The sequence below is a fragment of the Nocardia sp. bgisy118 genome (assembly GCF_057708605.1).
Genome location: NZ_JBYISM010000026.1, coordinates 26,034 through 51,217, shown reverse-complemented (window position 1 = coordinate 51,217; position 25,184 = coordinate 26,034). Strand labels below are relative to the sequence as shown.

Here is a 25,184-nt window from a genome sequence, read left to right as displayed (position 1 = left end):
CAGTTCTCCAATGATGTTGAACGAAGACGGTTTTCAGGCTTCGAGGGCGGGAACGAGCACGACCTTGCCGGTGACCGTGCCGGATTCGGCCAGTGTCAGCGCACGGGCGGCTTCGGTCAGCGGAATGCGGGCGGCGACCTGTGGACGCACTGTTCCTTGCACGGCGAGCGCGAACACCGATCCCAGGTCTTCGGCGATCCGGTGACGGAAGCGGCCGGCATTGCGCTTGCCCGCCCAGATGTTGAAGAAGTGGGCATGGCGGCGGTTGGGCAGCGCGTTCCACCACAGCAGCCTGGCGAACAGCTTCAGCACCGGCAGGCGCGAGTCTCCCGCGACATCACGAGTCGAGGCGGTGCCATAGGAGACGAGGGTGCCGCCCGGGGCGAGCAGTCCAAACGAGTCCACGATGCCGGAGCCGCCGACATGGTCGAACACGGCATCGACCCCGCCCGGGGCCAGCGCCCGTACCTCGGCGGCCACGTCGCCGCGGTAGTCGATCCAGCTCGCGCCGAGCGCCTCGACCGCGGCGCGGTTGCGCGGCGATGCCGTGCCCAGGACTCGGATCCCCGCCGCACGGGCCAGCTGGACCAGTGTCGAGCCGACGCCCCCGTTGGCGCCGTGGACCAGAATCGTCGCACCACGGGGCACCGCAGCGGTGCGGTGCAGCATCTGCCAGGCCGTAATCCCATTCACCACCAGGGTTTCCGCTTCGGCGGCGCCCAGACCGGCGGGCACGGGGACAACGTCCGCGGCGTCGAGCAGGATGTGACTGGACCAGCCCCCGATCTTGGTCAGCGCGGCGACCCGCTGTCCGATCAGCGCGGGGTCGACCGACGCACCCGCCGCGGCGACGATGCCGACCAGGTCGTAGCCGGGCACGAACGGGAACGGCGGCTGGTCGTAGTACTTGCCCCGCCGCATTTGCTGCTCGGCGAAGGAAACGCCGGATGCCTGCACCGTGACGAGCACCTGCCCGGCGGCGGGCGCGGGCAATTCACGTGTAGTGACGAGCAGGCCGTCGGGATCGACGGTGCCGGGGAGAACGATCTCGGTGGCGTAGACGGTGGACATGGTGGAACCTCCTTATTATGAGTGACTGTTCACTCACTTTGACTGTCAAAGAAATGCCCCCGAAGGGGCAGGGTGGTCGTTGCGTGGTCCCGCCGGCTCAGCGGGCAGCCGGGTGGCGGATGCCGACGGTCAGCAGGGCGGCCCAGTCGCTGGTGTCGCCGTCCAGCCCTAGCGTGGTGATGAGGTGGCAGAGCTGGCCGTAGGCCATGAAACGCTGCACCTGTTCGTCGGTGGCGTCGGATCGTTGTTTGGCGAAGCGCGTCGTGCGGGCCAGGCCGCGGCGCATCGCGTCGGCGACCTCGGGGATATCGGCAGCGGACTGGGCGTGCACCTGCAGCATCAACAGGTTCTTGTCGCCGATCAGTTCGGCATAGGCGCCACCCATCTCGTGCAGGATCTGCTCCGGGCTCACCCCTTCGGCGCGGGCGGCCCCGGCCGACAGCGCCTTCTCGACGAGCTCGAAGCAGCGATCCAGGGCTGCGACGAACAGTGTGGTTTTGCCGGGGAACAGCTTGAACACATAAGCCTGCGAGATCCCCGCCTTGGTGGCTACCGCGCTGATCGGCGTGCCGTGAAATCCGGCACGGGCGAATTCCGCGATCGCCGCGTCGATCACCACGTCGCGTCGAGCATCCGAGGTCGAGAGGGTGGCACCGGGCTTCGTCATGTGAGTGACTGTACACTCACTCTCGGATGATGTCCAGCCACAGGCACGAAACCCCGATTCCGTTGTGGGCGTACACCTCTACCGCTCGGGCGTAGACGAATTCGGCAGGTCGGTCACTCGTGTCGGTGAAAACCACCTACGCGATTCCCGCGATGCGAATAGGTAATTCTCGCCGACGCGAAACATACTGTGCCACTGGAAGTCTCCCTCTCGTCACCGAACGACGAGGAGGAACGATGACCACCGCCCGGCACGCACCCCCGCGGGTGGCCCAGGCGACGCTGCTGGCCGCGGCCACGCTGACCATCATGGCCGCGGCCATCATCGCGCCGAGTCTGCCCGCGATGACCGAGGTCTTCGACACGGCGGATGTCATGGTCAGGCTGGCCCTGACGGTCACGTCGCTGGCGATCGCCATCAGTGCTCCGCTGAGCGGCACCGTCGCCGACCGCGTCGGGCGGCGACCGTTGCTCATCGGCAGCTTGGCGCTCTACGCGGTGGCGGGCACCGCAGGCTATTTCGTCTCCGATCTGGCCGTGCTGCTGGCCACCCGGGCGCTGCTCGGCGTCGCAGTCGGCGGGATCATGACCGCGGTCAGTGCGTTGATCACCGACTGGTTCGACGGACCACGGCGTGCCTCGTTCCTCGGGATGCAGCAGGCGGCGGCGAGCTTCGGCGGAGTGGTGTTCTTGCCACTGGCCGGTGTGCTGGCCGGCCTGGACTGGAAATTGCCGTTCTGGATCTACGCCGTGTCCGCACTGATCCTGCCGTTCGCCGTGCTGACGATCGGTGAGCCCGCCCGCGCCGCCACACCCACCGCGGCGTCCGGCGCGGCGCGGAAGTCGTTGCGCATCTACGGAATCTACGCACTCGCCCTGGTCGCGACACTCGCGTTCTACATGGCACCGACCCAATTGCCGTTCCTGCTCACCGATTTCCACGTCGGCCCCGCGGTCACCGGAATCGTGGTCGCCGGGAGCACACTGACCGGCGTCGTGGGTGCGCTGGCCTTTCCGGCCCTGCGCGGCAGGCTCACACCCACCACCATCACCACCACCAGCATCGGCCTGCTGGGGCTGGGCTGGCTGGTGATCGGCACCGCGGGATCTGTCGCGCTGATCGTGGCCGGACTGCTCGTCGGCGGCATCGGCGTCGGCCTCGTTGTGCCCAACCTGAACCTGCGCCTTGCCGACCTGGCAGCCCCGGAGCGGCGCGGCCAAGTCCTCAGCGGACTCGTCACCGGGATCTTCCTCGGCCAGTTCCTGTCACCGCTGGCCGTGCAACCACTCATCCAGACCATCGGCGTCGCTGACACTTTCGCTCTCAGCGGTGTCGCGATGACCGTGGGCGCGGCCCTGGCCGCGCTGTTCGCCCTGCAACAGAACAAGAACAGGAAAGTCGCATGATCTACCACGGCAACCGATTCACCATCAAGCCCTCCGCCACCCCCGAACAGGTCGAAGAGGCGCTCGAGAGCCTGCGCAACCAAGGCCGGGTCATCCCGTCGGTGAAGTCCTTCGTCGTCGGCCCCGACTACGGCGGCGAATACCACTACGGCGCGGTGTTCGCCATCGAGGACCTCGAGGGCTACTGGGAGTACCTCGTGCATCCGGCCCACCTCAACACCGACCGGGTCGGGCTGCCCCTGGTGGACAAGTTCGTGTCGTTCGACATCACCGACGACGAGGACCCGCAGCTGGCCGACAAGATCGCCGAGCTGCACCAGCGCCGCTACGACACCATGCCCGACATCAGCAAGCTCGTCTCCGAGCTCGGCGAGTACAGCGGCAGCGCCGCCCCCGGCCAGCACGGCGAATAGCCCCGCCACCGACCCCTGACCGAACGAAGGAGGACCAGAACAATGTCCTACGACAAGATCGCCCAAGCCTGGACCGACATATGGAACGGTGACCTGTCACTGATCGAAGGCACCGTCCACCCGGATTTCGTCTCCCATGCGGCACCGTTGCTGGGTGGACCTCCCGCAGACGCTGCCGGCCGCGACAACCTCGAGACCTGGGTCGGTGGCATCCGGGCAGCTGTCCCCGACCTCCGCTTCACCGTTCAGGTCGGGCCACTGGTCGACGATCCCTACCTGGTGCTGCGTTGGCTCGGTCGCGGGACCTATCAGTCCGGTTTGCCCGGTGCGGCGCCCGGACCGACTCCGATCGAGTTCTTCGGCACCGACATCCTGAAGGTGACCGACAACCTGATCGGTGAGTACTGGGCCAACGCCGACAGCATGTGGGTTGTCCAGCAGCTGGGCATTTCCTAGAGCTTCAGGTCGGGTACCTCCCGCAGCTGTCTGCGGGAGGTGATGCCCAGCTTGCGGAAGATATTGCGCAGGTGGGCATCGATCGTGCGAGGGCTGAGGAAGAGCCGGTCGGCGACCTCTTTGGTCGTCGCACCGGCGGCCACGAGCCGCGCGATGTGCACCTCCTGCATGGTCAGCTCGTCGTGAGTGCGGGTGGAACGGCTGCCTGCCTGGGCTCCGGTGGCCCGCAGTTCGTCCGCGGCACGACAGGCGAACGCTTCCATCCCCAACTCCGACAGCCGGTTGTGCGCACTGCGGAGCCGTTGGCGTGCATCCAGCCTGCGGTTCTGGCGGCGCAACCATTCCCCGTACAGCAGCTCGGTCCGAGCAAGGTACGGCGCTAGCCGGGTTCCGTCGAAGATCTCGATGGCTTCCAGATATGCCGGTTCGTCCCCGGTGACGAGGGCGCGGGCGCACGCGGTGACTCCAGCAGCCCACACCGTGCCGCTCGGCTGGGTGCGTTCGGTCAGTGCCGCCAGCGCGGCCTCGGCTTCGGTGTTGCGGCCGCAGTGTACCGCCGCCTCGATCAGTTCCGGCAGGGCGATGCCCGCGAGGAACAGGTCACCACCGGCTGCGGCCTGCTGAGCGGCGGCCAGCGCCGCCGGATAGTCGGCCAGACCGTTGCCCAGGACCGACTGGGCCCAGTGGATGTTGGCGATGAGCTGCCCGGCGCCGCGCGCGTCAGCCGCCGCTGCGGCCGCATCGAAGAGTTCGCGCGCTTCCTGCCGACGGCCGCGGACGGCGGCCAAATGCAGCCGCGGATACATCATCGGTGGCGCGCCGGCGGCGTCGGCGATCGCTTCCTCTTCCGCGATCGCCGACATCGCCACAGCGAAGTCGCCGGTGTGCACGGCGCCGGAAGCCACCTGGGCAAGGCCGAGCCGCAGCATGACCGGCGCGCCGGAACCACGACCGGTTTTCATGATCCACTCGGTGATCACGTTGTGCGCGTCGATGTCCCACAGTTCGGCCGCGACCATCGTGGCCAGTGCGGGACGGGCAGCGAACGCGCCGACATCGGTGACGACCGACCGCAGTAAGGGCGCCGCCGCCCGGTGCCCCTGGGTGGTCAGCATGAGCAGCGCGTCGAGGATGTCCGGCGGTGCCGGAGACTGTGGGGCAGAACCTGCTTCACGTATCACCGAGTCCATCACCCCGCTGGCGCGGCCGACTGCCAACGCCATTTCCAGCGCGTCGAGGTAGCAGTCGCGCGACCATGCCGGATCCAAAGCGGCCAGCCGCTGCGCGGCACGGAGCATGAAACGCGGGCCGTCCCCGTCGCCGTGCCGGCTGAACGCGATCTGCCCGCGCAACAAATCGACTCGCGCGAGCACCCCGTCGTCCAAGCCGCCGGTGTCCACGGTGGTCAGCAGATCCGAGGCTGCTTCGACAGCGCCTGCTTCCAGCGTGACCCGCACGGCCGTGAGTGCGCGCCCTGTGCGTTTGGCAGGGTCCAGCGACAGTGCTGCGGCGCGTTCGAGGAACGCTGCTGCGGCCGCGACGCCGCACCGGGCCTGAGCCCGGGACGCGGATGCTTCCAGTTCAGCGGCAACGGCTTCGTTCGGCCCGGCACCGGCATGAGCTCGGTGCCAGGCGCGGCGGTCGGCGTCGGTGACCGGATGGGTTACCTCAGCGAGCGCTCGGTGCACCGTATGCAATTCCGTTGCGTCAGCAGCCCGGTAGACAGCCGACCTCGCCAGCGGATGACAGAACCGCACCCGCGTGCCGAATTCGATCAGGCCCGACACTTCCGCAGCGCTGCTCACATCGACATCGATGCCGAGTTCGCGGGCCGCCGCCCACAACAGGGCGGGGTCGCCGGTCGGCTCGGCACTGGCGAGTGTCAGCAGTAACTGCACCGCGGCAGGCAATGCCGCCAACCTGGCCTGGAATCCACGCTCCACCCGGTTCGCCACCGACGACGTCTGGGGGAGAGCGAATCCATCGGTGCGCGGCAACTCCAGCAGCGCCAGCGGGTTACCGCGCGCCTCGGCGAGGATCCGGTCACGCACCCGAGAATCGAGCGTGGACTGCAGCAGCCCACGCGCCTCGTCGTCGGTCAGACCCTCCAGTTCCACACCGGGAAGCTCATCGAGCCCCTGGCGAGCCGCGAGGACCATCGCGACCGGTTCCGAAGCGATCCGGCGGGCAAGAAACATCAACGCCTTGGTCGATGCATCATCGAGCCAATGCGCGTCGTCGATCACACACAGCACCGGGCGATTACGCGCAGCCCCGCCGATCAACTCCAGGACCGCCAACCCGATACGAAACATCTGCGGCGTGCCGGTGGCCTGGCCGAACGCAACTCGCAGGGGCTCCGGCATCTCGTCCACCCGCCCCAACACCGGCACGCACAGCTGGTGCAGTGCAGCGAACGGCAACTCGGATTCGAACTCCGACCCCGATGCCTGCAGCACGAGAAACCCAGGCGCTCGGCCGATCTGCTCGAGCAGGGCGCTCTTGCCGATGCCCGCTTCTCCCCGCAGTACCAGCACCCCGCCCCGGCCCGCGGCAGCCGAGCGCGTCAGCCCCTCCAGTCGGCCGATCTCGTCCTGTCTACCGACCAACGCCGAACCATTCTGCACAGCGCGCAACCTACTCGACACCGCAGCTGTCTGTCGTCGGGGACGATCCTGTGTTCAATACTGGCGCCCGAAGGGGGCTCGACCATTACGCACACGACGAAACCACCGGCGCTCGCTGAGCGAATGTGATTCCGTCACAACCTCATACAACTAGCCGAACCGTCTCCAGGTGATGTTCAGGCGCGCGAGTTCGGCTGACTCTCTGGTGGACAGCGCGGCGCGGCCGCTGGCTTTGGCCAACGCCGTCCGGCGGCCCCAACCCAGATGGGTAGCGGCGGGCTCGATCTGCAAGAAATCGCCCACGACCGCGGCGGCTTCGTGTGTAGTCCATGCCGACTCGCCGAGTGCGATGGCCATGTCGAGGCCGTGCAGCACCAGTTCGACAACGCGGGTGATCATGAACTCGCTCAACAACATCCCGTCGCCCCATCGGGTGGTGATCAGGCGATCGGCGGGTTGCCCCGATATCGCCGTGTCGGTTCGTCGCCAAGTGTCGTCGAATGCCGCGGTGATCGCGGCCGCGTTCGGATAAGCGGCGGTGTCGCGTTGGGCCATGCGCACCCGCTCGGCATTGGCAGCATCGTCGAAGATCGCCGACCGGTAGTAGTCGGCGGCGGCGATATCCGCTCGAGGTGGCGCGGGCGCGGCGAGCCCCGCGGGGACACGGGCAACAGCGGAGGTGATGTGCACCGCCAATTCGGCGACATTCCATGGCGGGCACGGAGTCGCCAGCGCGAATTGCGCCTCGGTCAGTTCCCCGAGCACCTCGCACAATCGAGAGCTCTCCGCACGGAAAGCCTGCGGCACACCATCTTCACCGGTCGTGTCGGACATGGCAGCGCGAGGCCGGTCAGCATTCATGATCAACAGTGCTCCTGGTCATTGCACAACTATCGCCTGGGCAGTTCACCCTTCTCATCTTCGCCCGCGAAGCCCTCATCTTCGTCGCGGGCCGGCCCGATCCTCGCGGCCCACATGGTCTCGGCCACACGACGTTTCGACGCGGCAGGCGGCGACGGCGGTTTGGATCAGGCGGGATTCCTGGCGGTGGGGACTCCCGGACCGCTGGGGCGGTCGGGCTGGTTGCGAGTCCCGAGGAGGCGGGCGCACGTCCGAGTGGATGCGCGCCCGCCGCGGAACGATCTACGACGCCAGCGCCTCTCTTTGGCACGTCGCGCTGATCGCCGCACTGATCAGGGCTGTCATCGCGCTATGACGTCGGCGGGATGACACTTCCGGTCGACGTCGAACATCAGTCGGCCCGCCGCAGGCCGACCGTGGGGAAGTCGACCGGGACTGCGAGGGCGATATTGATGTAGTTGGTGAACAGGTTGAGCGCGACCTGCCCGATGACCTCGACGATGTGCTCATCGCTCCAACCCTGATCACGCAGCGCCTGCACTTCCTCTGCCGTGACCTGGCCGCGCCTCTCCACCAGTTTCAGCGCGAAGCCTAGGAGTGCGGCCGTGCGAGGGTCATCGGAGTGGCCGGTCTGCGCGGCCTCCAGCGCCGCACGGCTCACCCCGGCCTTGCGTCCGAGAGCGGTGTGCGCGGCCAGGCAATACTCGCACGAGTTGCGGTTGGCGACGGCGACGGCGATCTGCTCGCCGAGCGCCGGCCCGAGAGCGCCGCCGCCGAAGGCGCGGAACGAAGCCCACATGCTCGTCAGAGCGGCAGGCGAGTTCGCGACGGCTCGGAACATCGCGGGCACGGTGCCGAACGCGGCATGGATCTGATCGAGCTGGTCCTCGACGGTTCCGGTCGCGGACTCACGCTCGGCAAGGGGGACAAGAGACATGGGCATTCCTTCAGTCGTGTTTCCAATGACGACTCCCGCAGGTTCCCGGCGGGCGACGCACCCTCAGACTGTCAGGATCAGCTGGACGAATTAATACATATCATCTTGAATTCGTACCATATCGTCCGGCACACTTGAACCGTGTCCTCCCTCGACCGGCTCTCGCCTCTGCTCGAACGGTTCCGGGTGCGGACCCGCCTGTTCCATACCGGACCGTTGTGCGGCGTGACGACCTTCGACGCACAACCGGGACGAGGCTTCCTCCACGTGCTCCGGCACGGTGAGATGGAAGTGACACACCGAGGCGTCAGCGGTCGGCTGGAAAAGCGACGGATCGACAAGCCCAGCCTGCTGTTCTACCCACGCCCGCTGGAACACGCCTTCCACAACGCACCCACCGAGGACTCCGACTTCGCCTGCGCAACACTCGACTTCGACGGCGGCCCGACCCACCCCCTCGTACGCACGCTCCCGCCCGTGATCGTGCTCCCACTGGACGCCGTCAGCACCCTCGAACCAGCACTCGATCTACTGTTCGCCGAGATCGACGATCTGCGATGCGGCCAACGACTGCTGGCCGATCGGCTCTTCGAAGTCGTCCTCATCCAGCTCTTCCGCTGGATTCTCGACCACGTCGACGAGCTCGCCCTGCCCACCGGCCTGCTGACAGGGCTCGCCGACGAACGCCTCGCCCGTACACTCGTCGCCATCCACGAGTCACCTGGGCGGGCCTGGACGCTCGCCACAATGGCGCAGGAAGCACGCATGTCCCGCAGTTCCTTCGCCGCCCGTTTCAAAGAGATGGTGGGCCAGTCACCCGCCGAGTACCTGACCGGATGGAGGATCACGGTCGCCCAGGATCGGCTTCGCGCCGGTGCCTCGATTGCTCGCATCGCCACGGAACTCGGCTACGCCAACCCACCGGCGTTCTCGCGGGCTTTCACACAAAGACTGGGATGCTCACCGCGCGCATGGCTGGCTACCGCACTCTGAGTCGGCGTCGGACATCGGCGCCGCCACTCTGCAGTCGGCACACCAATGATGCTCCTACTGCGGAAATTCGCAGATCAGTGTGACGCGGGCGGGATGCTCTGCTCGTACTGGAAGACGTTGTGGGGGTCGTACTTCGCCTTGATCCTGCGCAGCCGCTCGAAGCGCTGGCTCCCCCAGTAGGCGGTCTCCCACTCTTGCATTCCGACGTTCGGCACGTTGACGTAGGCGCCGTCCACGTATGGCCGCAGCGCCTGGCTGAACTCAGCGGTCCATGCCTGGGCCTGCGAGGTCAGCGGGTCGCCGACGCCTGGTTGTGTCGAACGAGTCCCCCAGGCCGCGCCGATCTCGCCGTAGAAAAGCGCGTCGCGATGCGCGAACGCCGTGCCGCCGGGGGGCTCCCCCTTGATCGCCCCGCCGAAGGCATCGACGAAGTAGTTGCTCTCCTCTGTGGGAGCGTTTCGCATGAAGTCGCCGATGATGTCGATCGCCTTCTTCGGGAACCGCTCTTCGACGAACTCCGAGAAGAACTTCCAATTCGCGGGCTCTTGCGCGAGCGGGACCTGGGCTCCCGCGAAGATATCGCCCCAGTTACCGACCTGCACCGTGACATCGGGCGTGCCGACCGACAGGATCGGAGCCAGCATCTCTCTGGCCTGTGCCGCTGCCCCGTTCACAAGCCACGCGGACAGCAGGATCTGGGACTTGTGGATCTCGAGCTCGGATCCCAGACGGCTGTCGGCAGACGGTACCGCACGCTGCCACGCTTCGAAGACCCCGTACAGGTCCCCGAGTCCATCCCATACCGCCTGCACAGAGGCGAGATGCTCGAGCGGATGCACCTTATAGGTGAGTTGTGTGACGATCCCGAAGTTGCCGTTTCCCGCCCCGCGAAGCGCCCAGAACAGGTCCGAGTGGTGCTGTACGTCCGCGTTGATCACCTCGGCACAGTCGTGACCCGACGGGACGACGACCTCGGCCGCCATCAGGCTGTCGCAGGCCATGCCGAGCCAGCGGTTGAGGGGCCCGAGGCCACCGCCGAGCGTCGCGCCACACAGGCTCACGCTGCCCTCGCTCCCGGTTGTGACCGCAAAGTTCTGCTTCGCGAGCGTCGTCACCGCTTCCAGTTGGTTCAGCCCGGCACCGACCGTCGCGATACGAGCGCCAGGGTCGATCTGGACCGACTTCAGCTGGCTGACGTCGATTACGACGCCGTTGTCGACGTTCGACCAGCCTTCGAGGGCGTGGCGGCCGCTCCGCACCCGCAGCGCGATGTCGTGCTGCCGCGCCCACGTCAGGGCGTTCACCACGTCCTGGGTTTCCTGTGCGAAGGCGATGACCAGCGGATAGTGAGAAAAGAGCTGGTCCCAGCCGAGTCGCGCATCCGTGTACGACGCGTCACCCGGGCGGACGATGTGGCCGGTCAGCGTCGCGGGCGGGCATCCCGGGCTTTTGCTCGGGTGGTCCGCGGCCTCGATTCCCGGGGAGCTTGCGTCCGCAATATCCGGCGTGTCTGCGGCCGTGAGGCCCGAGACGACGACTGCTCCAACGCCAGCGGCAGCCGACGTCCTGAGCAGGTCACGGCGAGAAAGATCGCTCAAGGTTCAGATCCTCTCCATCGATCTACCCCAGTACCGGGCTGCCAGGGGAACTCCTTACCCGCTGGCCGCCGGGCAGTCCTGTGGTCGACCCCCGCACTGCGTTCTCGATCGCGGCACTGCTGCGATCGTGGTAGGCCGGGTTCAGCTAGCCGGGAGTTTCACCACCGGATCGGGGCCTAGATCGGTGATGTATACGTCGCCTGCCGAGTCGACCGCCACACCCTGGGGATTCTGCAGACCGGTGAACGGCAGCGGGGTCGGCGTCGACGCGCCGGCCGCCAACATCACCACCGATTTGTTACCCCAGTCGACGACGTACACGTCTCCCGCCGTGTCGACCGCCAAGGCCTGGGGATCTTTTAGCCCGGTGAACGGCAACATGGTCGATGCCGACGCGCCCGCCGCCAACATCTTCACCTGCTCGGTACCCAATTCGGTGACGTACACGTTGCCCGCCGGGTCGACTGCCACACCATCGGGACCTTGGAGCCCCGTCAACGGCAGCGGGGTCGGCGTCGCCGCGCCGGCCGCCAATTTCAGCACCCGATCATTACCCCGGTCGGCGACGTATACATCTCCCGCCCCGTCGACCGCCACACCGTGGGGATCCTTCAGGCCGGTGAACGGCAGCGGGGTCGGCGTCGCCGCGCCGGCCGCCAATTTCAGCACCCGATCGTTACTCGTGTCGCTGACGTATATGTTGCCCGCCGGGTCGACCGCCACATCCTGAGGATTCTTCAGGCCGGTGAACGGCAGCGGGGTCGGCGTCGACGCGCCAGCGGCCAATTTCAGCACCCGATCGCTACCCATGTCGGTGACGTATATGTTGCCCGCAGTGTCGACCGCCACACCGGTGGGCAGGCTGACGCCGGTAAACGGCAGCGGGATCTGTGACGAGTAACCCGAGGCGATAGATGTGGGCGACTGACCACCGCCGCCTGATTCCCGTTGGACACCGAGGACGACAGCCACGACGGACACCACCACGACCGCGACCGCGGCGGCGAGCAGCCCGGCGGTCTTGGGCGACAATCTGATTCGCCGCCCACGGCGCGCAGCCACGCCCCCGGTGGTGTCGACCGCGGAATCGCCCACCGCGGCGCGGGCCGCCGCGGCCAGCTCGCGCACGGTCTGGTAACGATCGTCGGGATTCTTGGCCATCCCCTTGGCGATGATGGCATCGAACGCAGTCGGTACATCAGGTGTAGTGGTGCTGGGACACGGCGGCGGGGTGTGCAGGTGATGGGCGATCACACCCTGCATCCCCAATGTGCTCGCAAACGGCGGCCGACCGGTCAGGCACTCATACAACACACACGTCAACGCGTACACGTCCACACGGGCATCGGCCTTGACCTCCGCGTCGATCTCCTCCGGCGCCATGTAGGCGACGGTGCCGATCGTCTCGCCGGTCGCGGTCAGCGTACGGTCGTCGGCGGCGTGGGCGATCCCGAAGTCGATCAGGGACGCGAACTCATCGGCCCCCAGCAGGATATTGGTGGGTTTGACATCGCGGTGGACCAGCCCGGCGTCGTGGGCCGCCTGCAGCGCGCCGGCCACCTGCGCGACGATCGCCACTGCCCGCTGCGGCGACAAGGCCCCTTCTTGCGTGATCACCTTGCGCAGGTCGGTGCCCTCGATCAAGCGCATATTCAGATAGAGCCGACCGTCGATGTCGCCGAAGTCGTGGATGGGGATCACATGCGGTTCGGTCAACTGCGCCACCGCCCGGCACTCCCGGCGGAACCGCTCGCGCAGCTGCTCGTCATCGGCGTAGCGCTCGGGCAACAACTTGAGCGCCACCACCCGGTTGGTCAGCGAATCATGCGCCCGCCACACCTGGCCCATACCGCCCTGACCCAGCACCGATAACAGCCGATAGCGCCCGAACGTCACCGCTGGCCCCGACGCCCGGGCGGTGTCCCCGCCACCCATTGGTATGTCGTCCATTGTGCCGTCCCGTGACCACTCGTCTGGCTAACGGCGTACTCGGTTGCAATCCAACCCGCACCCGCGAGCGGATAGGTCCACACTAGTCGATTCAGCCAGGCCAGATGCTCAATAGTCGAACGCTATCGTCGGTGTACCCAAGGTCGCTCGGCGGCCGCGCGGCACCCCGCAGCAAACGGCCGCTGCCCAGGTCCACGGCAAGCCACCACAGCTCGAACCGATTGTTCTCGTGCCCTACGATCCGCACTGGCCGCAGATGTTCGACGAGCAAGCTGGAACAAGTCACGGCGGAGGCGAACCCACGACCACAGCTTGACGTACTGTCTGTGTCCGAAGGGGGACTTGAACCCCCACGCCCGATAAAGGGCACTAGCACCTCAAGCTAGCGCGTCTGCCATTCCGCCACCCGGACCGGTGTGTTCTGTTGTGTCCGTGGCGACTTGGCGTCGCCAACGGATCATGATCATAAAGGGATGGGTGGGCCGATCGCCAAATCGGCAGGTCAGGCCGGGATGTGGACGCGGTCGGCGCCGATGCGATCGATGCGGTCGCGACCCCAGGCGCCGAGCGGTTCGAGTGCGCGGTTGAGGGTCGAACCCAGCGCGGTGAGTTGGTATTCCACGCGCGGCGGGATGTCCGGGAAGATCTCGCGGGTGACGATGCCATCCTCCTCGAGCTCGCGCAGCTGTTGGATGAGCATCTTCTCCGAGACGCCGGGCAGACCGCGGCGCAGCTCGCCGAAGCGGCGCACGCCGTTCACCTCGAGCTCCCAGAGGATCAGCGCTTTCCACTTGCCGCCGATCACGTCCATGGCCGCGTCGATGCCGCAGAAGTATGGTCCCGATCTCTTTGCGCCCATCGCCGAACCTCGCTAGCTGCTCACACACGTGTTGGTAAGTACCCGACCGAATAGTAGGTACTTGTCGACCCAACGTCACTCGAGCAGTGTTGATTCCAGCGCGCTGACCACAACGATTCCAACCCAAGGAGTTGACCCGCGATGGCGGAAATCCAGCAGACCTCGGTGACGGTTCTCGGTCTCGGCGCGATGGGCCAGGCCCTGGCGTCGGCCTTCCTGAAGACCGGTCGGCCCACCACCGTCTGGAACCGGACCCCGGGCAAGGACGCCGACCTCGTCGCGGCAGGCGCGGTCGCCGCGGCCACCGTGGACGAGGCCGTACGGGCGGGGGAGGTGATCGTGGTCGTACTGCTCGACCACGCGTCGGTGCATGCCGCGCTCGATCCGGTCGCGGACCGGCTGTCCCGCAAACAGGTGATCAACCTGACCAGCACCGCGCCGGAGGAAGCGCGCGAGCTGGCCCGGTGGGCCGAACGGCACGGCATCGACTACCTCGACGGCGGCATCATGGCGGTGCCGCCGATGATCGGACAGCCCGGCGCGGCCATTCTGTACAGCGGATCGCGCAAGGTCTTCGACGACAACCGCGAGTTGCTCGAATCCGCCGCCGCCGCAGACTATTTCGGTGACGACGCGGGTCTCGCGTCCACCTGGGATTTCGCGCTGCTGTCGAACATGTACGCGATGTTCGCCGGTTTCTTTCACGGCGCGGCACTGGTGCGCTCCACCGGAGCCTCGGCTTCCGCGTTCGCCGAACGTGCGACCGCGTGGATCACGGCGATGGCCCAGCTCCTGCCGGAATACGGCCGGATCATCGACGGCGGCGACTACGCCACCGACGTGCAGCACCTGGCCTTCCACAAAGCCGCGCTCGACGCCATCGCGCGCGCCAGCCGCGACGCCGGCGTCGCGCTCGATGTGGTCGGTCCGATCAAGAATCTGATCGACCGCCAGGTCGCCGACGGCCACGGTGCGCTCGCCTTCGAGCGCACCTTCGAAGAGCTCCGCTGACCCCACCCCCGACAGCCCGAACCTGCCCGGTGGCCTGCGGTTTGTACCGCGATTTGGTCCCAGCCGCCGCATCCGTTAACCTTGCTGAGCACCACCGGTCCGGGTGGCGGAATGGCAGACGCGCTAGCTTGAGGTGCTAGTGCCCTTTATCGGGCGTGGGGGTTCAAGTCCCCCTCCGGACACCTGTGCTAAACCCAAAGTCGGCCCCGACAGCAGCGAGCTGCTGTCGGGGCCGATACCGTATGTAGAGGTGGAGGGCCTGGTAGAGGTCGGCTTTGTCAGATCGGGCACCTGCGGCGAGGACAGCTGAAATATCGCCGAGGGAGTCGATGAGCTGGCGTATCTCGGTCTCGGTGAGTCGGGGGATGGTGGGCAGGTTCTTTAGCTCTGTTTGGGCTGCGGCTCTGTCGGCGTGGGCGGTGTTCATCGCGGCGACGAGGACTTGGGGATCTACTCCTGCTTCGATGGCGGCGAGGTGGCGTTCGAGCTTGGCGTCGGCGTCGGCGATACGGCGGCGAAGAAGCGCGCGGTGTGTGTCGTGGTCGTTGTCGTCCTGGGCCGCGAGCAGGCTGGCGATGGTGCGGTCGCGGTGGGTCCGATGGAACAGGGTGGCCAGCCAGCGGTCGATCGGTGCGACGAGGTGGTCCTCGCGCAGGTTGACCGAGGGCGGGTGCTCAGCCAGGACAGGGCTGGCGGGGGCCAGGGTCTTGGCGCGGCAGCGATAGTAGACGGTCCCACTGACCACTTCGGCCTGCATCTTGCGGCCGCACGCATCGCAGCGCAGCAATCCGCGCAGCAGATATTCGCGCGGCGAAGGTCTCCTCGTGCGCTCCAGGCGACCGCGGGCGCCGATGCCTGTGCTGGCCCTGCGTCTGCGGATGAGTTGGGCTTCGGTGAAGGTCTCGACCGAGACGATGGCCGGGTGCGCGGGTTTCTTGGATCGGATGATGCGGTGGTTGGGGGAGCGGCGTAGGCGGGTGATGTGGCCTGCGGCGACATCGTCGGGATCGAGGAGTTCTTCGTGTTTGTTCCAGCGCCCGAAGATGGCGTAGCCGGTGTAGCGAGGGTTCTGCAAGATCGCGGAGACGGTGCTGGCTTGCCAGCCGTCTTGGGATCGGTGCCGGTTCTGCTCAGGCCGATGTGCGGAGGGGCAAGGGATCGCTTGGCGGTTGAGTTCGTGGGCGATGGCCTTGTCGCCTCGGCCGGCGATGTAGTCGCGGAAGATTCGTTGGACCACAGGCGCGGTGGCCACGTCGAGTGACAGGATCCGCAGTCTGAGGCCGTCGGATGCGCGATTGGGATTCGGATGCGGTGGACCGTCGACGACCATGTATCCGTAGGGTGCTCGGCCTCCTTGGTGGCGGCCTTCGTTGAGGACTTGTGCGTCCATGCTGGCTCGGGTGCGCTGTTGGACGTGTTGGCGTTCGGACTCGCTCAGGCCGCCGAGCATGCTCATCATCATCGAGTGCGTCACGTTGCGTGGATCGAAGCGTCCACCTAGCTCCGGGACCCACACTTCGACCCCGTGCGCTTGAATGCGCGGTGCTACAAGGCTGAACTGATTGCCGAACCAGCAGCGTGTTCCCTCGCCAACCACGATCGCCGACCAGCCTCGGGTGTGACTCTTCAGGTCCGACAGCAGCCGCGCGGCCTCCTCGCGGCGGTGCCACGGCACCGAGCGCGACTGGCCCACGTCGAAGTAGTCCTCGATGATCGAGCCGTCGGCGACGAACTTCTCGGCGTTGCCGCGCTGCCACCGATATGAGGTTTCGGGGTCTTGGTTGTCCTCTGTGGAGCATCGTCCGTAGAAGGCGAAGCGCTGATCCGTACTCGGCTCAACGGTTTCGGGGGCGAGCCCGAGAAGTTCGTCGAGTACGGCCCATTCGTTGGGTTCGGTCGGCATCGTCTTTCTTCCTCTCACCAGAACCGTCACGGGCATGTCGAAGAAGCAGCTGAAGCAGCAGCCTAGCTGCGGCAGGGGACAACTCAGGGGGATCGTCTGGGCAGACGACCTCGATTGATCCAGTGGGGCGTCTACGAGACGGATGCGCAACCATCGGCTTCAGCGCTCACGGCCACAGGGTAGGGCCAGCGCGGCGAGTCGAAAGCCGGTCGACTTGGTAGTCCCTTGGGCTGGTTGGTCATCGACGTTTCGATGTGACTGATGAGGACGGTCGAAGTCCGGGGCGCATATGCGATCGGCATTCCGGGCATCTGGCGTGATGTTGCCGAAGTGAGCGACAAACCGCTTGTTATGAATCGAAGGCATGGGACACCACATTCTGGCCCGTCTAGCCTGATTCACCCACCTACATGAAACCTCATTTTCTGCTTCTGTGCTAGTGATGGCGACTGCGATGCGACCCCGATAGCAGAAGCGACCGTCAAACTTAGTGTGTCCCAACCACGATCTGCTGCGGTGCTGTCACTGCTGTTCAGTCGGTGAGCTCCGGGGCAGACCTTGCTCCAGATCGCATTGCGGCGACGTCCACGCCTCGATCAGCCGGGGGGAACCATCCGCTGTGCGGATGCCATCGACCGCCCGGTGGCCTCGCGGGTAAGTGCCGGTGGACACCTTGGGCGCTCGGCGGGCGTATTGGCTCGGGCTGCTGGCCGGTTAAACGAAGTGTCCGCTGTCTAGGCGGAAGGAAAGCCCCTTACTTATGGGGACTCGGCCCAGTTTGCGGGCCGGAACGCGTCCTAGCTGCGTGATTGGGGTTGTAACGCAGGAAGTGAAGTAGGACGCAGCGAGGAGGTCGAAACGCGGTTCTTTACGTTACTGCATCTGTAAGAGTCCACGGCGCGCTGCACGCTTGCAACGCGAATGTGTTCATGCCGAGCGAGATTACACCTCCATCCTCTCCTCGGGTGACTGCGTGGTCCGCGGCCCGCGTCCGCAGGTCGCACATTCATGCCTTGGCAAGCCGCATCGACGGTACGGTCAGCCCGTAAATCCCATCCACCAATAGATTCCGACGGCAACGCGAGGTAGCCGTTGGCAACTGCGGCGAACCGAGCGAGGGATGCGGGGTTGGTCTAGGGGGCCGTCTAGGCTTTGAAGCACACGGTTGCCAGGTGGTGATGGAGTGGTTGTTCCGGGGTTGTGTGTTCGGTTCGGAACCTGGGGTGCAACAGAAATCGCCGGGGGGTTCCGAAGTGGCGACGTGGGCGGATTGCGTCCGCGAGTTGTGGTGCATCGGTCGGTGTACTGTCTCGCGGAGCATAACTGCAGCTCATCCAGGGCAGCGCCGGACCTCCGGGTCCGGCGAGAATCTCAACACGTTGGACGCAGTTTTCTCCGACCGGCCTCTATGCAGCGCCGGACCTCCGGGTCCGGCGAGAATCTCAACGCGCTCGGCAGCTGCGTGCTGCCCGGTTCGGCGAGCAGCGCCGGACCTCCGGGTCCGGCGAGAATCTCAACGGTCCCGGCGGTCCGCGCGATGATGCGTTCCTCGCGCCGGCAGCGCCGGACCTACGGGTCCGGCGAGAATCTCAACCTCTTCCCGCCGGGCAGTCCACTCGGGCGTACCGGCAGCGCCGGACCTCCGGGTCCGGCGAGAATCTCAACAGCGCCCGTGGCATCACTGAGGTATTGGCCTGCCCGCAGCGCCGGACCTCCGGGTCCGGCGAGAATCTCAACCGGTTCGGTCCGTGCCGCATCGCCTGCCACCGCACATGCAGCGCCGGACCTCCGGGTCCGGCGAGAATCTCAACCCGGTCGTCGACGCAGGTGGTTGTCGGATGATCGGCGCAGCGCCGGACTCCGGGTCCGGCGAGAATCTCAACGAGGAGCATTGGCGCCCTAATCGCCCGCTGGCCGCTGCAGCGCCGGACCTCCGGGTCCGGCGAGAATCTCAACGTCCACGCCGACAAGCTCGGCGCGACCCCGAACGCGCCGGCAGCGCCGGACCTCCGGGTCCGGCGAGAATCTCAACCAACCTCCCTGGTCCGCAATGGTTTTCACACCACCCACTACTCAGTCGACCGAGCCGGGCTGCCGTACCACCTGTCCGCCGTCCACGCCGCGGTCGGGAGGGTCCAACAGCGTCGCCACCACATCGTCGCCGACCGCCGGATCACGCTGTGGCGGGCCTACGCCCACGCCCTCGCCGACATCGACGGCGTCCGGCCCATCGACCTCGATATCGACCACACCATCCCGTTCCACCCAGTCGTGCGGGTACCCGACCGCGACACGGTGTTCGCGCAAATGACCGACGCCGGAATCGCTGTCGGCGTCCACTACCCGCCCAACCACACCCAACCGGCGTTCCTGCGATGGACCCGGCCCCGACCACTACCGGCGACCGAAACCACCGCCCGCCAGCTGCTTTCGCTACCGTTCCACCCGCGATGACCGAACACGACGTCCTCACCGTGGTGGACACGCTCAGGACCGCACTGCACTGACCACTGGACTACCGGGCGGCCGCGGAGACACCACCTGCGGCCGCCACCACCTGCGCCAGCGCCACCGCCGCATCCGGGCGACCGAGCTCAGCCGCCCGCACCGCAACAGCTTTCCGCCGAGCCGGATCGGCCAGCAGCGGCGCCACCACCGAACGCACCGCCTCGGCAGTAACCGGCCCGCCCACCGTGACCGCGGCCCCCGCCTCCGACAACATCCGCGCTGCCCTGGCCTGCTCCCCACCGGCGGAGGACGCCAACGGCAACAACACCGCCGCCCGGCCCACCGCGGTCAGCTCCGCGACCGTTCCCGCGCCGCTACGGCTGATCACCACATCAGCCAACGCCAGCACGTCGGCCACCAGGTCGCCCGCCACGAACCCGGTCACGTGATAGCGGGCGGCCAGCTCGGCAGGCAGGTCGGCGGCCGCGGCGTGCATCGCCTCGACATTCGCAGGCCCAGCCTGATGAACGATGTTGGCCCGCTCCAACATCCACCCCAGCAGCTCCGCGACCACGCCGTTGATCTCCTGCGAACCCTGAGCACCGCCAGTGACATAGACCGTCGGCAACCCCGGATCGAAACCCGCCCCGACTTCGCTGCGTGCCCGGACCGGATCACCGCCCATGATCGAAGCCCGAATCGGGTTGCCCGTGACGACCGCACGGGCGCGTGCTCGCGGGCTCAGCAGGGCAATGCTGGCCTCGCTCGTCAGCGCGATCCTCGTTGCAGCATTGGCCAGGGCTCGGTTCGCCAGCCCGAGACCGACCGTCTGTTCGTGCACCACCAGCGGGACACGCAGCAACCGCGCCGCCAGCCCGACCGGCACCGCGACGAACCCGCCGGTGGCCAGTACGACGTCCGGCTTGAACGCCGACAGTGCCCGCACCGCCTGCACCGCACCGACCGGGACTCGCCCCATGTCGGTCAGGTTTACCCGGCTGAGCATGGCCAGCGGGTTGCGGTCGCGCCGAATCTTGCCCACCTGCACCGCGGTGAACGCGATACCGTCGGCCTCGGCGGTGCGCTGCTCGAGCGACCCAGCCTGACCGATCCACAACAACTCGACCGGACCGGCCAACTCACGTAGTTCCCGCGCCGCCGCCAGGGCAGGAAAGACATGCCCGCCAGTACCGCCGCCGGTGAGCACAACCCGAAGCTTGTCAGCCACACCTGTGATCGTATGTGGCCCGACCGCCGCGACGGCCGACTCCACGGATCGGCAGCACCGGCGTTAGCAGCGGTCAGCCACCGAAACCAGGGCTGCGCTGAACACGACTTCGAAGATCACCGAAGGCGACTTAAAACTGACAACGACAACCTCTGGGGTTCCCCCGAAAAAGTGGACAAGGTTAGCTTGCTTCGGGGGTGGTTTTGAGGGACTGCTCGTAGTCGATCGGTGAGCGCATCCCGATCGCCGAGTGTCGCCGCCGATGATTGTAGAAGGTCATCCAATTGTCAACTGCGGCAACTAATTACGTCTTAGTGGCGTAGGTGCGCCGGTAGTAGCACTCGTGCTTGAATGTCGACCACAGCGATTCCGCGCCGGCGTTGTCCCAGCAGATCCCGGTGGCTCCTGCCGAGCGGAGCAAGCCGTGCCGGGCGCAGGCTTCGGCGGTCGCGGCAGCGGTGTATTGGCTGCCTCTGTCGGAGTGCAGAATCGTGCCGCGGCAGCGGCCGCCACGGACGAACACGGCCCGGTCCACCGCGTGCACGACCAACTCGGCGCGCATATGGTCGGCGACTGCCCAACCCAGTACACGCCGGGAATGTTCGTCGCGGATCGCACACAGGAACATCTCGCCCTCACCGCAGCTCAGGTAGGTGATATCCGAGGACCAGACCAGGTCGGGCCGACCACGGTCGAAGCGACGCCCGACCAGATCCGGCGGGAACGATGCTGCTGGATCGGCGATGGTGGTGGTCTTGAACGAGCGTGGGCTGATGCCCTCGACCCCGAGATCGGCCATGATCGCGGCCACGGTGTTCTTCGATACCTGTTCGCCTTCGGCGAGCAGGTCTGTAGTGATCCGGGGCGATCCGTAGGTGCCGTTCGAGGCACGGTGGTGGGCAAGGATTTTCACCTCCAGATCCCGGCGCCGCTGCAGCCGCACCGACGGCTCCGCGCTGGCACGGACCTGCAGGAACCGGTAGTAGCCAGAGGTCGAGACGCCGAGCAGTTCGGCCATCCGGGTCACATCGAGACCGGCGCACTCCGCAGCCATGAGCTCGAACCTGCTCACTTTGGATGCCGTGCCGCAAAGTACGCCGAGGCTTTTTCCAGGAACACGATGTCCTTGGCCTGCTCGGCGACCTTCGCCCGCAACCGCACCAATTCCGCGCGCTCATCGGCTGAAAGTGGCTGGCCACCACCGTCATCCAGAGCACGACCACCCGTCTGGCCGGCCGCGGCCATACGGCGGCGTTCCTCGCGCACCCACTTGTGCAGCAGGTTCTCGTGCACGTCCAGCTCACGGGCGATCTCCCGCACCGGCCGGCCGGAATCGATCACCCGATGCGCCGCTTCCACGCGATATTCAGGCGAATACGATCGACGCGGACGAGGCATGGTGAACATCCAGGGACCATCGGTCCCGCTATCTCAGATGTCCACTACTCCAGGGGAACCCCACTGGCGACGTGGGCAGACCACGTCGATGACGTTGTCGTTCATTGGTCGGTGTACTGTCTCGTGGAGCATAAGTGCAGATCATCCGGGGCAGCGCGGGACCTCAGGGTCCGGCGAGAATCTCAACTGCATGGTGAGCTTCTGGTAGTAGTAGATCGCCACGGGCAGCGCCGGACCTCAGGGTCCGGCGAGAATCTCAACATTCCCCGGACGGTGGTGCCGACCCGGTCGCCGACAGCAGCGCCGGACCTCTGGACCCGGCGAGAATCTCAACGCGCAGGCGGGTTTGGGTTGCATCATGCGCGGGCGCAGCGCCAGACTTTCGGGTCCGGCGAGAATCTCAACAGCGGTGGCGGCAAGGAGCACGCCCAGGGCCTGAAGCAGCGCCGGACCTCCGGGTCCGGCGAGAATCTCAACCACAGCAGCATCACGGCTCCGGCGACCTTGAACGCAGCGCCGGACCTCCGGGTCCGGCGAGAATCTCAACTGGGACGAACACGCCCAGTACCTCACCACCGACGGTGCAGCGCCGGACCTCCGGGTCCGGCGAGAATCTCAACCAGTTCGCGATGAGCGAAGGTCTCGCCTACGACCTGGCAGCGCCGGACCTCCGGGTCCGGCGGGGCTGGAGTCGCTTCGGGGATTGAGGTCGCGGGTTAGCTTGTTCGGGTGACTTTGTGGGCGCATAGCTGTAGTGAAGTGTCGGGTGTTCGTCATGGCTTGGATGAGCATTCGCGGTCGACGGCGTTGTGGGCGGGGCGGTTTGCGTCTGTGTTCGGGGCCGGGGAGTTGGCGTATGTGTTGGGGTTGTTTCACGATGCGGGCAAGGCGGGGTGTGTGTGGCAGCGTAGGTTGATCGAGGTCGAGGCCACTGAGGGGCGGGTGGGGGTGCCGCACAAGGAGGTTGGGGCACGTGCGCTGCGTGAGGTCGCAGGCCTCGCTGCGTTGGCGGTGCTAGGGCATCACGGGGGTATGGCGAGCCCGGCGGCGTTGGAGCAGGTGTGGTTGGACCCCGATGGTGTGAATGACGGTGAGGTGCTGGCTCGGCTTTTCCGGGAGGTGCCCGAGGCGTCCGGGGTGATGTTGGGGCGGGGGTTGTTCGCGACACGGTGGTCGAGGGTGCCGGAGAAGTTGGTGGAGGAGATGCGGCTGCGGCTTGTGTTTTCGGCGTTGGTGGATGCCGATCACCTGGATACCGCGGCTCATCGGCGGGGGTTGCTGGGTCCGCAGGTTGGCGCGGCGGCGGATATGGCCGAGTTGGTGCGACGGTTCGAGCGGCGGCGTGCGGCGATGATCGGTGAGGAGCAGGCCGATGGGGTGGGCCGGTTGCGGTCGGAGGTGTACCGGGCGGCGGTAGCGGCTGCGGAGGAGCGCCCTGGCTTGTTTCGGCTTGCGGCACCGACTGGGTTGGGTAAGACGTTCGCGCAGGGGGTGTTTGGGTTTCGTCATGCGGCGAGGTGGGGGAAGTCGCGTGTGATCGTGGCGGTGCCCTTTGTGACGATCACCGAGCAGAATGCCGATGTCTACCGGCGCCTTTTGGACGACGAGACGAAACCGGTGGTGTTGGAGCACCATTCGGGTGTCCGCTTCGACGAAGGCGAGGAAGACGGCGGCCGCGATGGGTGGTCGCGGTTGGCTGCGGAGAACTGGGATGCGCCGTTCGTGGTGACGACGACGGTGCAGTTGTTCGAGTCGTTGTTCGGGCGGCGGCCTTCGCAGGTGCGCAAGGTTCATCGGCTGGCCGGGGCGGTGGTGATCCTGGATGAGGTTCAAGCGCTCCCGCCGCGGTTGCTGTTGCCGATTCTGAGTGGGTTGCGGACGCTGGCTGAGGATTTCGGTACGACGGTGTTGTTGACTTCGGCGACGCAGCCGCAGTTCCAGGCGTTGTCGGTGTGGCAGAATTCGGCGACGCGGGATCGGGTTCGGATCACCGAGGTCATCGCAGAGCCGCAACCGTTGTTCGACAGTGCTCGCCGGGTGCGTTATGAGTGGCGTTTGGACCCGAAGCCGTCATGGCAGGAGATCGCCGATGAGGTGGCGGTAGAGCCCCAGGTGATGGTGGTGGTCAACGCGGTCGCCGATGCTCGCGGTTTGTACCGGTTGGTGGCGCAGGCGCGCGAGGACGTGTGGCATTTGTCGACACGGATGTGTCCGCAGCATCGACGTGCGGTGCTGGCGACGGTGCAGGCTCGATTGGCCGCGGGGTTGTCGACGGTGGTGGTGTCGACCCAGCTGGTAGAGGCTGGTGTGGACTTGAGCTTCCCGGTGGTGTGGCGGGCCTTGGCGCCGGCGGACTCGTTGCAGCAGGCGGCGGGGCGTGCGAACCGCCACGGTGAACGCGAACAGGGTCTGGTGGTGGTCTTCGATCCTGCCGATGGGAACCGACCCGCTGAGTACGCGCAGGCATGTGGGCTGACAGTCCGCCACTTCGGGCCCGACGGTGCGCAGTTGGATGACCAACTGGCGCTGGCTCGATACTACGAGGAGCTGTATCAGGACCTCGGGCTCGATCGCCGCGCACGCAGCTACACGCGGACCCCGGTCGGGCAGCTGATCCAAAAACACCGTGAGGAACTGGATTTCCGCGCTGTCGCTGACGGACCGCTTATCGACGCGATGAGAAGTGCTGCGCGTGACCGGACGAAGGCATTCCGGATGATCGATGAGGACACGGTTCCCGTGGTCGTGGCCGACACAGCGAATGCCAGGCACGTCGAGCGGCTGACGGGGGAGCTCGCCGCGGGAACGGTCCGGGCGAGCGAGGCGTTGCGGGCACTACAGCCATGGATTGTGCAGTTGCGAGGTGATCTGGCTCGGCGCGCCGATGTTGCGGCGTTGATCGAACCGGTCACCGGCGACCTCGGGCGGTGGCGCGGTACCTACGACTGGGCCAGTGCCACCGCGCGCGGCGTCGGACTCGATGAGGCCGAGCTGACGTCAGTATTCTGACCAGGGGCTACAGCCTCGCGGCCCTACACAGCGCTCGGATGTACCGGGCGAGAATCTCAAGATCAGTGCTGAACTGGCAATGCGTGAACGCCGGACGCTGAGCCATGCGGCGTTCGCCGTCTCACCTCGCGTTTTCACCGCAACTCGGTCTGAGGGCCAGAAATTGGGAGAGAGTGGCGTCTCGGACCCGTCGGTGTTGCGCTGCGAGCCCAGCATTTTCGGATTCGACGGCTCGGCTGCCGCCGGACCTGCTGGTCGGCTGACCGTGTACACTCCCGCTGGAAGGGGGTATGCGCAATGTTCATGTGTAGCAATGCATTTGTGCACGATGAGACGGCATCGGCCGGGG

The 25,184-nt window shown here is 66.5% G+C and carries 19 protein-coding genes, 2 tRNA genes and 2 CRISPR repeat arrays; of the genes, 8 read left to right on the top strand and 13 right to left on the bottom strand.

The genetic code is table 11. The annotated features are described in order from the left end of the window. Positions 1–33: 33 nt before the first annotated feature. Together AC3EO7_RS27585 and AC3EO7_RS27580 are read right to left on the bottom strand one after the other, a co-directional pair. Complete coding sequence (locus AC3EO7_RS27585; protein ID WP_435592806.1) at positions 34–1,071, bottom strand: medium chain dehydrogenase/reductase family protein; 1,038 nt, start codon at positions 1,069–1,071, stop codon at positions 34–36. Between the two features lie 97 nt (positions 1,072–1,168). Continuing rightward, positions 1,169–1,738 (bottom strand): TetR/AcrR family transcriptional regulator, encoded by a 570-nt coding sequence (locus tag AC3EO7_RS27580; RefSeq protein WP_435592805.1) that lies wholly within the window; start codon positions 1,736–1,738, stop codon positions 1,169–1,171. A 236-nt stretch (positions 1,739–1,974) separates the two neighbouring features. Here AC3EO7_RS27580 and AC3EO7_RS27575 point away from each other — a divergent pair, with 236 nt between their 5' ends. From AC3EO7_RS27575 to AC3EO7_RS27565, 3 genes are read left to right on the top strand one after another with little or no spacing between them, the layout of a single operon-like run. Then, entirely contained in the window at positions 1,975–3,144 is a 1,170-nt protein-coding gene (locus AC3EO7_RS27575; RefSeq protein ID WP_431971995.1) for an MFS transporter, read from the top strand. Then, a complete protein-coding gene (locus AC3EO7_RS27570) occupies positions 3,141–3,557 on the top strand; it encodes a Dabb family protein (RefSeq protein WP_435592804.1) in 417 nt (138 codons plus the stop codon). The genes AC3EO7_RS27575 and AC3EO7_RS27570 overlap by 4 nt, the downstream gene beginning before the upstream one ends. Before the next feature lie 42 nt (positions 3,558–3,599). Then, positions 3,600–4,013: an ester cyclase gene (locus AC3EO7_RS27565; RefSeq protein WP_435592803.1), complete on the top strand. Its 414-nt coding sequence runs from the start codon at positions 3,600–3,602 to the stop codon at positions 4,011–4,013. Here the strand turns inward: AC3EO7_RS27565 and AC3EO7_RS27560 are convergent. The 3 genes from AC3EO7_RS27560 to AC3EO7_RS27550 all read right to left on the bottom strand — a co-directional run bounded on the left by AC3EO7_RS27560 (position 4,010) and on the right by AC3EO7_RS27550 (position 8,438). Further along, on the bottom strand, positions 4,010–6,640 hold the full coding sequence (locus tag AC3EO7_RS27560) for an AAA family ATPase (RefSeq protein WP_435592802.1): 2,631 nt from the start codon (positions 6,638–6,640) through the stop codon (positions 4,010–4,012). The two genes, AC3EO7_RS27565 and AC3EO7_RS27560, sit on opposite strands and share 4 nt — an antisense overlap. Before the next feature lie 150 nt (positions 6,641–6,790). Beyond that, on the bottom strand, positions 6,791–7,474 hold the full coding sequence (locus AC3EO7_RS27555; RefSeq protein WP_435592801.1) for a maleylpyruvate isomerase N-terminal domain-containing protein: 684 nt from the start codon (positions 7,472–7,474) through the stop codon (positions 6,791–6,793). Positions 7,475–7,892: 418 nt separating this feature from the next. Then, complete coding sequence (locus AC3EO7_RS27550) at positions 7,893–8,438, bottom strand: carboxymuconolactone decarboxylase family protein (protein WP_431972000.1); 546 nt, start codon at positions 8,436–8,438, stop codon at positions 7,893–7,895. A gap of 141 nt (positions 8,439–8,579) precedes the next feature. On the opposite strand from AC3EO7_RS27550, the gene AC3EO7_RS27545 reads away from it, so the two are divergent. Further along, on the top strand, positions 8,580–9,431 hold the full coding sequence (locus AC3EO7_RS27545) for an AraC family transcriptional regulator (RefSeq protein WP_435592800.1): 852 nt from the start codon (positions 8,580–8,582) through the stop codon (positions 9,429–9,431). A gap of 74 nt (positions 9,432–9,505) precedes the next feature. On the opposite strand, the gene AC3EO7_RS27540 is transcribed toward AC3EO7_RS27545, so the two are convergent. The 4 genes from AC3EO7_RS27540 to AC3EO7_RS27525 all read right to left on the bottom strand — a co-directional run bounded on the left by AC3EO7_RS27540 (position 9,506) and on the right by AC3EO7_RS27525 (position 13,838). After that, complete coding sequence (locus AC3EO7_RS27540; protein WP_435592799.1) at positions 9,506–11,029, bottom strand: FAD-binding oxidoreductase; 1,524 nt, start codon at positions 11,027–11,029, stop codon at positions 9,506–9,508. Between the two features lie 141 nt (positions 11,030–11,170). Then, a complete protein-coding gene (locus AC3EO7_RS27535; RefSeq protein ID WP_435592798.1) occupies positions 11,171–12,979 on the bottom strand; it encodes a serine/threonine-protein kinase PknD in 1,809 nt (602 codons plus the stop codon). 327 nt (positions 12,980–13,306) lie between these two features. Then, positions 13,307–13,391: transfer RNA gene (locus AC3EO7_RS27530), tRNA-Leu, on the bottom strand. Positions 13,392–13,481: 90 nt separating this feature from the next. Further along, positions 13,482–13,838, bottom strand: coding sequence for a winged helix-turn-helix transcriptional regulator (locus AC3EO7_RS27525; protein ID WP_435592797.1), 357 nt, complete (start codon positions 13,836–13,838; stop codon positions 13,482–13,484). A 141-nt stretch (positions 13,839–13,979) separates the two neighbouring features. Here AC3EO7_RS27525 and AC3EO7_RS27520 point away from each other — a divergent pair, with 141 nt between their 5' ends. Together AC3EO7_RS27520 and AC3EO7_RS27515 are read left to right on the top strand one after the other, a co-directional pair. After that, positions 13,980–14,849 carry an NAD(P)-dependent oxidoreductase gene (locus AC3EO7_RS27520; protein ID WP_435592796.1) on the top strand — a complete coding sequence of 290 codons (870 nt, stop codon included), beginning with the start codon at positions 13,980–13,982 and terminating at the stop codon, positions 14,847–14,849. A gap of 97 nt (positions 14,850–14,946) precedes the next feature. Further along, positions 14,947–15,031, top strand: a tRNA-Leu gene (locus tag AC3EO7_RS27515). Here the strand turns inward: AC3EO7_RS27515 and AC3EO7_RS27510 are convergent. Beyond that, entirely contained in the window at positions 15,013–16,782 is a 1,770-nt protein-coding gene (locus tag AC3EO7_RS27510) for a recombinase family protein (RefSeq protein ID WP_488186290.1), read from the bottom strand. The two genes, AC3EO7_RS27515 and AC3EO7_RS27510, sit on opposite strands and share 19 nt — an antisense overlap. Before the next feature lie 1,309 nt (positions 16,783–18,091). Continuing rightward, positions 18,092–18,563: direct repeats of the CRISPR family, unit length 37 nt; unit sequence GCAGCGCCGGACCTCCGGGTCCGGCGAGAATCTCAAC. 64 nt (positions 18,564–18,627) lie between these two features. Here AC3EO7_RS27510 and AC3EO7_RS27505 point away from each other — a divergent pair. Further along, positions 18,628–19,206 (top strand): DegT/DnrJ/EryC1/StrS family aminotransferase, encoded by a 579-nt coding sequence (locus AC3EO7_RS27505; RefSeq protein WP_435592860.1) that lies wholly within the window; start codon positions 18,628–18,630, stop codon positions 19,204–19,206. 61 nt (positions 19,207–19,267) lie between these two features. On the opposite strand, the gene AC3EO7_RS27500 is transcribed toward AC3EO7_RS27505, so the two are convergent. The 3 genes from AC3EO7_RS27500 to AC3EO7_RS27490 form a co-directional block, all read right to left on the bottom strand. Continuing rightward, the gene (locus AC3EO7_RS27500) at positions 19,268–20,428 is read right to left on the bottom strand and encodes a UDP-N-acetylglucosamine--N-acetylmuramyl-(pentapeptide) pyrophosphoryl-undecaprenol N-acetylglucosamine transferase (protein WP_435592794.1); all 1,161 of its coding nucleotides are present in this window, start codon (positions 20,426–20,428) and stop codon (positions 19,268–19,270) included. Between the two features lie 304 nt (positions 20,429–20,732). Further along, the gene (locus AC3EO7_RS27495) at positions 20,733–21,482 is read right to left on the bottom strand and encodes an IS3 family transposase (protein WP_435592793.1); all 750 of its coding nucleotides are present in this window, start codon (positions 21,480–21,482) and stop codon (positions 20,733–20,735) included. Positions 21,483–21,496: 14 nt separating this feature from the next. Beyond that, a complete protein-coding gene (locus AC3EO7_RS27490) occupies positions 21,497–21,835 on the bottom strand; it encodes a transposase (RefSeq protein ID WP_435592792.1) in 339 nt (112 codons plus the stop codon). A gap of 141 nt (positions 21,836–21,976) precedes the next feature. Beyond that, positions 21,977–22,446: direct repeats of the CRISPR family, unit length 37 nt; unit sequence GCAGCGCCGGACCTCCGGGTCCGGCGAGAATCTCAAC. A gap of 109 nt (positions 22,447–22,555) precedes the next feature. On the opposite strand from AC3EO7_RS27490, the gene cas3 reads away from it, so the two are divergent. After that, positions 22,556–24,835, top strand: coding sequence for a CRISPR-associated helicase Cas3' (gene cas3 / locus AC3EO7_RS27485; protein WP_435592791.1), 2,280 nt, complete (start codon positions 22,556–22,558; stop codon positions 24,833–24,835). The last annotated feature ends 349 nt before the right edge of the window (positions 24,836–25,184 follow it).